A 7,317-nucleotide genomic window follows, 5' to 3' on the forward strand; every position below is an offset into this window, starting at 1 on the left:
TCCCCGGCCCGGGCAACCTACGCCCGGCCCTCGCCGCGGCACCCCCGGCGCACGGCGCGGTGCACGGGCCGCACACCTCCAACGGCGGACCGATGCCCGTGCACCCCGGGGCCGGTCGGCGATTCCGCCCGGCGCCCTGCGAACGCGGCCCCGTCAGCGGAAGACGTCGTCCCCGTCGTCCCAGGCGAGGACCTCCTCCTGCGGGGCGGGCGGCGCCGGCCGCGCGCGGGCGGCGTACATCGCCTCGATCTCGGCGGCGTAGTGCCGTACGACCGCGTCGCGGCGCACCTTCATCGACGGCGTGAGCAGTTCCCCCACGTGGTCGAAGGGTTCCGGGAGCACCCGGAAGACGCGGATGGACTCCGCGCGGGACACCGCACTGTTGGCGGCGGCGACGGCGCGCCCGATCTCGTCGCGCAGCGCGTTCTCCTCGCGTGCCTGCCGGGTCGGCGCGTCGCCGTGCAGGGCGAGTCCGGCGCGCCAGTACGACAGGAACTCCGGATCCAGGGTGATCAGCGCCCCCACGCACGGCCGGTTGTCGCCGACCAGGACCGCCTCGTGGATGAGCGGATGCATCCGCAGCCGCTGCTCCAGCGCGGCGGGGGCCACGCTCTTGCCGCCGCTGGTGATCACGACGTCCTTCTTGCGGCCGGTGATCGTCAGGTACCCCTCCTCATCGAGGTGCCCCAGGTCGCCGGTGGCCAGCCAGCCGCCGCGCAGGGCGGCCCGCGTCGCCGCCTCGTTGCCGATGTACCCCTGGAACACCGACGGCCCGCTGACCCAGATCTCCCCGTCCTCGGCCACCCGGATCTCCGTGCCCGGCAGCGGCTGCCCGACCGTTCCGGACTTCTCCCGGCCCAGCGGCTGAGCGGTGATGCCGCCGCTGGTCTCCGTCAGCCCGTACCCGTCGTTGACGTAGATGCCGATGCCCTCGAAGAACAGCGCGAGGTCGCGGCCCAGCGGCGAGCCGCCCGACGTCGCACGCAGCACCCGACCGCCGACCGCGGCCCGGAGCCTGCGGTACACCGTGCGTTCGTACAGGGCGTGCTGGAGACGCAGGTCCAGGCCCGGCCCCGAGCCGCGGCCCGTCCGATGCCGCTCCACGGCCTCCGCGAAGTCCCGCGCCGTCTGCGCCGCCCGCTCGAACAGCGCGCCGCGCCCGGTCTCCTGGGACATGCGCAGGAACCTCTTGTACAGCTTCTCCATGAACGAGGGCACGGTGCACAGGTACGTCGGCCGGAAGCTCTGCAGGGCGGACGACAGCGCCGGCTGGCTCAGCTCGGGCTCGTGGCCCATCAGCAGGCCGCCGCGGATGCACAGGGTCTGCACCAGCAGGCCGTACACGTGGGACAGGGGCAGGAAGGCGAGCACGGACCCCTGCTCGTCGGGCGGCACCACCGTGTGCCGCCAGCCCGCCAGCAGCGTGTCGCACGGGTTGGCCAGCCCGCGGTGGCTGAGCGCGCACCCCAGGGGGCGGCCGGTGGTGCCGGACGTGTAGGCGACGACCGCGGTGGAGTCCGGCAGCACGATGCGGCGCAGCGACTCCACCGTCGTCAGCGGGATGACCGCTCCCCGCTCCACCAACTCCTCCAGGGCACCGGTGTCCAGCTGCCACACGTGCCGCAGCTTCGGCAGCGACGCGCACACGGAGCCGACCGTCATCACGCTCTGCTCGTCCTCGACGGCCACGGCGACGCACTCGGAGTCGCGCAGGATGAACTGCACCTGATCGCGTGAGGACGTCGGGTGGATCGGCACCACCTCGGCGCCCACCGTCCACAGCGCGTGGCAGAGCAGCGTCCACTCGTACCGGGTGCGTGCCATGATCGCCACGCGGTGGCCGGGCGAGATGCCGGCCGCGACCAGGCCCTTGGCCAGGTCGGCCACCTGGTCGCGGACTTCGACCGCGGTCACTTCGTCCCAGCCGCCGCCGACCGGGTCGCGGCGGGCGAGCATGGGCAGCACGGGATGGCGGTCCGCCGCCTCGAAGATGCTGTCGGCGAGCCCGCCGGTCAGGGGGGAGGCGGCCGGGGGAGCGAGGGCGAAGTCGCGCATGCGCTGCTCCTGATGTGTACGGGGTGTGACGCCGCCGTTGAGTTCCGTTGTCGACGGCTGTCGAATGTAGCCCAGGAACAGCCGATCGGTATCGGGTTGAGGAGAACTGGTATCGCCCGTTGATCGAGTCGGACCCTTCCGCTGTGTTCCGGCCGGTGCCCCACCCGCGGATCCGACCTGTGAACTGCGTGTTCAACACCTCGTTCAACCGGTCGGCGGGCGGGCCCAGGCCACCGTCCGTCGAGGTGACTCCGCAGGCAGGGGCGGCGCCGGTCGCGCGCCGAGCCCCACGTCACGACCGCGCCGGGACCGGCAGCCGGCGTTCCGCCGGCGAGCCCGCCGCACGGGGAGAGCGGCCGGCCCGAAGCGACCGGCGACCCCGAGGGGGGAAGACGCCTTTGGGGCGGGCGGTCCGCGGCGGCGCGAGCGGCTGCGGACCTCGCCCGGCCGGTCCCGTCCCGCCGTCCCTTTCGTGCGGCGGCTGGGGGCACGACGGCGCAGCAGCCCTCATGCCTGCGTGCGGCGCACGCACTCGCCCACGACTGCCCGCAGGCTGCCGGTCCGCTCCAGCATCCCGCGCTGCACACGGGCCCCGTTTCCGGCGCACAGCAGCCGCGCGCAGGTCGACCGCGCCGGCTCCAGGTCGCCGCTGTCGGCCAGGGCCGGACCGACGTGTTCCAGCAGACACCCGTGTCCGGGTCCACCAGGAGAAGTTCCTCCTCCACTCCGACAGTGCGCACGCGAGGCACCCTTCCGCTGGGACGGTGGCGCCCACCGGGTACCCCCGGTGGGTGCCACCGCACACACGGCCGGGTGGCCGGCGGACTCGCCTACGGCGTCAGCCAGACCGTCGCGAGCGGCGGCAGGGTGATCCGGATCGCCCCGTCCTCGGGCTCGACGGGGGCGGTGCGGACGACGCCGCCGCCGCCGTAGCGTGCGGCGTCGGTGTTCAGCACCTCGAACCAGGCGGGCACGTCGTCCGGGACGGCGAGGCGGTAGTCGTGTCGCACCACGGGCGAGAAGTTCGACACCGCGAGCAACGGGGCGCCCTCGGCGTCGAAGCGTAGGAAGGCGAAGACGTTGTCGTCGGCGGCGTCCCCGATCACCCAGCGGAAGCCGTCGGGTGTGGTGTCCCGCTGCCACAGCGCCGGCGTCCGGCCGTACACCGCGTTGAGATCCCGCACCAGGTCCTGCACACCCCGGTGGTCGCCCTGTGCGCAGTACCCGGGGTCCAGCAGCCACCACTCCGGCCCGTGCGCCTCCGACCACTCGGCGCCCTGCGCGAACTCCTGCCCCATGAACAGGAGTTGCTTGCCGGGGTGGGCCCACATGAAGCCGAGGTAGGCGCGGTGGTCGGCACGCCGCTGCCACCAGTCGCCCGGCATCTTCGACACCAGTGCCTGCTTGCCGTGGACGACCTCGTCGTGGGAGATCGGCAGCACGTAGTTCTCGCTGTAGGCGTACATCATCGAGAACGTCATCTCGTTGTGGTGGTACTTGCGGTGCACCGGCTCCTTGGAGATGTACTGCAGGGAGTCGTGCATCCACCCCATGTTCCACTTCAGCCCGAACCCGAGGCCGCCGCCCTCGGTGGGCCGCGTCACCCCGTCCCAGGCCGTGGACTCCTCCGCGATGGTCACCACGCCCGGCACCCGCCGGTAGACGGTGGCGTTCATCTCCTGCAGGAACGCCTTCGCGGCGAGGTCCTCGTTGCCGCCGAAGACGTTGGGCGCCCATTGGCCGGAGTCCCGCGAGTAGTCGAGGTAGAGCATCGAGGCCACCGCGTCCACCCGCAGGCCGTCGATGTGGAACTCCTCGCACCAGTAGACGGCGTTGGCGACGAGGAAGTTGCGCACCTCGGTGCGGCCGTAGTCGAACTCGTAGGTGCCCCAGTCCGGATGCTCCGCCCGCTGCGCGTTCCCGGGCTCGTACAGCGGGTCCCCGTCGAACCGGGCCAGAGCCCAGTCGTCCTTCGGGAAGTGCGCCGGCACCCAGTCCATGATCACGCCGATGCCGGCCCGGTGGCAGGCGTCGACGAAGTACCGGAAGTCGTCCGGGGAACCGAGCCGTGCCGCCGGCGCGTAGAAGCCGGTGACCTGGTAGCCCCAGGAGCCGCTGAAGGGGTGCTGGGCGACCGGCATCAGCTCGACGTGGGTGAAGCCCATCTCCTTGACGTACGGCGGGAGCTGCTCGGCGAGCTCACGGTAGGTCAGCCCGGGGCGCCAGGACGGCAGATGCACCTCGTACACGGAGAACGGCGCCTCGTGCACCGGCACGTCGCCGCGGTGCGCCATCCACGCGTCGTCGCCCCATGTGTAGTGCGAGGCGGTGACGATCGACGCCGTGTCCGGCGGCACCTCGGCGCGCCGCGCCATCGGGTCGGCCTTGAGGAAGCGGTGGCCGTACCGGGACGTGATCTCGAACTTGTACCGGGCACCCTCTCCGATGCCGGGCAGGAAGAGCTCCCAGACGCCGGAGGAGCCGAGCGAGCGCATCGGGTACTGCGTGCCGTCCCAGTAGGTGAAGTCCCCGGCGACCCGCACCCCCTGCGCGTTCGGCGCCCACACCGTGAACCGGGTACCGGCCACACCCTGGTGCGTCATCGGCTCGGCACCGAGCGCCTTCCACAACTGCTCGTGCCGTCCCTCGCTGATCAGGTGCAGATCGAACTCGCCGAGCGCGGGCAGGAACCGGTAGGGGTCCTCGACCTCGTACTCGGCCTCCTCGTACGCCACCCGCAGGGTGTACGCCGGGACCGCCTTCAGCGGCAGAACGGCGCTGAAGAGGCCGTCGCCCTCGGAGGTCAGTGCCATGGGCTCGCCGCCGATCACGACGCTCACCGAGCGAGCGAACGGCCTCAGCGCCCGGAACAGGAACCCACCCGGCACCGGGTGGGCACCCAGCAGCGCGTGTGGATCGTGGTGGGATCCCGCCAGCAGGCGCCCCCGGTCGGACGGATCGACCGCGGTGGCCGACCCGGCGGACGGACTGGACGACTCGGGCAGCTTCAGGTCTCGCAGGGCCACGGAGTCTCATTCTCCTCTCACGGCGAGACGCTCGATCGCCGCCATCGGTACGGGAAGCCAGGCCGGGCGGTGCCGGGCCTCGTAGAGCACTTCGTAGACCGCCCTGTCGGTCTCGTAGGCACGCAGCAGGGCGTGTTTCTTGCGCGGGTCCCAGCCCGCGCGTCCGGCGTAGCCGGCGCAGTAGGCCTCGCGGCAGCGGCGTGCCCACTGCGGGCGCCACGGGCGCCGCTGCCGGGCGGCGTAGTCGAAGGAGCGCAGCATTCCGGCGATGTCCCGCACCGGCGAGTGGGTGCTGCGGCGCTCGGCCAGCGGCCGGGACGGTTCACCCTCGAAGTCGATGACGAACCACTCCCGGCCCGCCCGCAGCACCTGCCCCAGGTGCAGGTCGCCGTGGATGCGTTGGGCGGGTGGTCCGGGGTCGCAGCCGACGAGCGCGCCGAACGCCGCCCGCAGCCCCGGAACATGCGGCCCCAGCGCCGTCACCTGGTGCGCGGCGGCGTCGAGCCGCTCGGTCATGGCCGCCGCCATCCGCGCGTTGTCCGCGTGCCCGGTGGACGGGAAGGCCGCGGCGAGCGCGAGATGCACGTCCGCGGTGGCCTGTCCCAGCGCATGGGCCTCGGCGGTGAAGTCCCCGCCGCGGGCCAGCGCCTGGAGCGCGAGCGTCCAGCCGTCGGAGGCGTCGGGCAGGAACGGCTGGAGGACTCCGAGAGTGGCCTCCTGCGGGCGCATCGTACGGAACCACGCCGCCGGGGCCGGTACCCGGCTGCACCCCTGCTCCGCCAGCGCGACCGGCACCTCCAGATCGGGGTTGATCCCCGGCTGGACGCGCCGGAACACCTTCAGGATGAACGCGTCGCCGTACACCAGGGAGGTGTTGGACTGCTCCGCATCCAGCAGCCGGGGTGCCAGCCCGGAGGGGATCCGCACCGACGGATCGGAGTCGAACAGCAGCGGGCCGAGCGTGCCGGAGTGCCGCATCCGTTCCAGCAGCAGGTGCGCCGAGCGGGGGTCCTGGAGCGCGTCGTAGACCGTGAGGCCGGCCATCGGACCGGACTGTGCACGTCCGATCAGTGCCCGCCCCAGGCGCGGGGAGAGATGCTCCTGGAAACCGAGCAGCAGCTGGTAGCAGTCGCCGCCGGCCGGGGGGGTCCCACCGGGCGCGGGCACGTTCGCGTGCGGTGGATGACCGGCGTGCGCTGCGTGCACGAGCAGGTGCAGACAGCCCGGGAACAGCTCGGTCATCGACAGCAGACGCAGGTCCGTGACCGGCCGGTCCTTTCCGGCGAACCAGCGCTGCCGAGGCAGCCATTCGCGCAGCAGATCCGCGAGCGAGTCCAGATGCAGGGAGCCGCCGGTGCTGCTCGGCTGGAGGGGGGCGGTCTTCGGCATGGTGACGCGTCCTTTCCTCGGCGCGCTTAGGAGCGGCGGCCGATGCGGGATGCGACTCGGGCGAGCCGGAACCAGTAGAAGCCGTGGCCTGCGAGGGTGAGCAGGTAGGGCAGATCGCCGATGGCGGGGAACCGCACTCCGCCGAAGAGTTCGACCGGGTGGCGGCCGTTGAAGGTGCGCAGGTCGAGTTCGGTGGGTTGGGCGAAGCGGGAGAAGTTGTGGACGCACAGGACGAGGTCGTCCTCGTACTCGCGCAGGAAGGCGAGGACGGCGGGGTTGGAGGAGTTGAGTTCGGTGTAGGTGCCGAGTCCGAAGGCGGGGTTCTGTTTGCGGATCTCGATCATGCGGCGGGTCCAGTGGAGCAGGCTGGAGGGCGAGGACATGGAGGCCTCGACGTTGGTGACCTGGTAGCCGTGGACGGGGTCCATGATCGTGGGGAGGTAGAGGCGGCCGGGGTCGCTGGAGGAGAATCCGGCGTTGCGGTCGGGGGTCCATTGCATGGGGGTGCGGACGCTGTCGCGGTCGCCGAGCCAGATGTTGTCGCCCATGCCGATCTCGTCGCCGTAGTAGAGGATGGGCGAGCCGGGCAGGGAGAGCAGGAGTGCGGTGAAGAGTTCGATCTGGTTGCGGTCGTTGTCGAGGAGGGGGGCCAGGCGGCGGCGGATGCCGATGTTGGCGCGCATCCGGGGGTCCTTGGCGTACTCCGCGTACATGTAGTCGCGTTCTTCGTCGGTGACCATTTCGAGGGTGAGCTCGTCGTGGTTGCGCAGGAAGATGCCCCATTGGCAGCCGGAGGGGATGGCGGGGGTCTTGGCGAGGATCTCGGAGACGGGGTAGCGGGACTCGC

General features: G+C 72.0%; 4 protein-coding genes and 1 pseudogene. All 5 read right to left on the minus strand.

The genetic code is table 11. The features are described 5' to 3' along the window. Positions 1 to 153: 153 nt before the first annotated feature. Positions 154 to 2,055 (minus strand): AMP-dependent synthetase/ligase, encoded by a 1,902-nt coding sequence (locus tag JS756_RS06955; protein WP_205382056.1) that lies wholly within the window; start codon positions 2,053 to 2,055, stop codon positions 154 to 156. A gap of 507 nt (positions 2,056 to 2,562) precedes the next feature. Continuing rightward, positions 2,563 to 2,739 (minus strand): annotated as a pseudogene (locus JS756_RS36595) (carboxylate--amine ligase); the annotation flags it as partial. A 146-nt stretch (positions 2,740 to 2,885) separates the two neighbouring features. After that, positions 2,886 to 5,081: a 1,4-alpha-glucan branching enzyme gene (gene glgB / locus JS756_RS06960; RefSeq protein WP_205382057.1), complete on the minus strand. Its 2,196-nt coding sequence runs from the start codon at positions 5,079 to 5,081 to the stop codon at positions 2,886 to 2,888. 6 nt (positions 5,082 to 5,087) lie between these two features. Next, on the minus strand, positions 5,088 to 6,470 hold the full coding sequence (locus tag JS756_RS06965; protein ID WP_205382058.1) for a maltokinase N-terminal cap-like domain-containing protein: 1,383 nt from the start codon (positions 6,468 to 6,470) through the stop codon (positions 5,088 to 5,090). A 26-nt stretch (positions 6,471 to 6,496) separates the two neighbouring features. Beyond that, positions 6,497 to 7,317 (minus strand): alpha-glucosidase C-terminal domain-containing protein (locus JS756_RS06970; protein ID WP_205382059.1); only part of this gene is annotated, 821 nt, incomplete at its 5' end.

Origin of the sequence: Streptomyces actuosus, from assembly GCF_016921115.1 — a bacterium.
Lineage (GTDB): Bacteria > Actinomycetota > Actinomycetes > Streptomycetales > Streptomycetaceae > Streptomyces > Streptomyces actuosus_A.

What these genes read in the sequence shown, in the direction of transcription:
- JS756_RS06965 (WP_205382058.1), bottom strand. Translation starts at nt 6,470, where the DNA reads ATGCCGAAGACCGCCCCCCTCCAGCCGAGCAGCACCGGCGGCTCCCTG.
- JS756_RS06955 (WP_205382056.1), bottom strand. Translation starts at nt 2,055, where the DNA reads ATGCGCGACTTCGCCCTCGCTCCCCCGGCCGCCTCCCCCCTGACCGGC.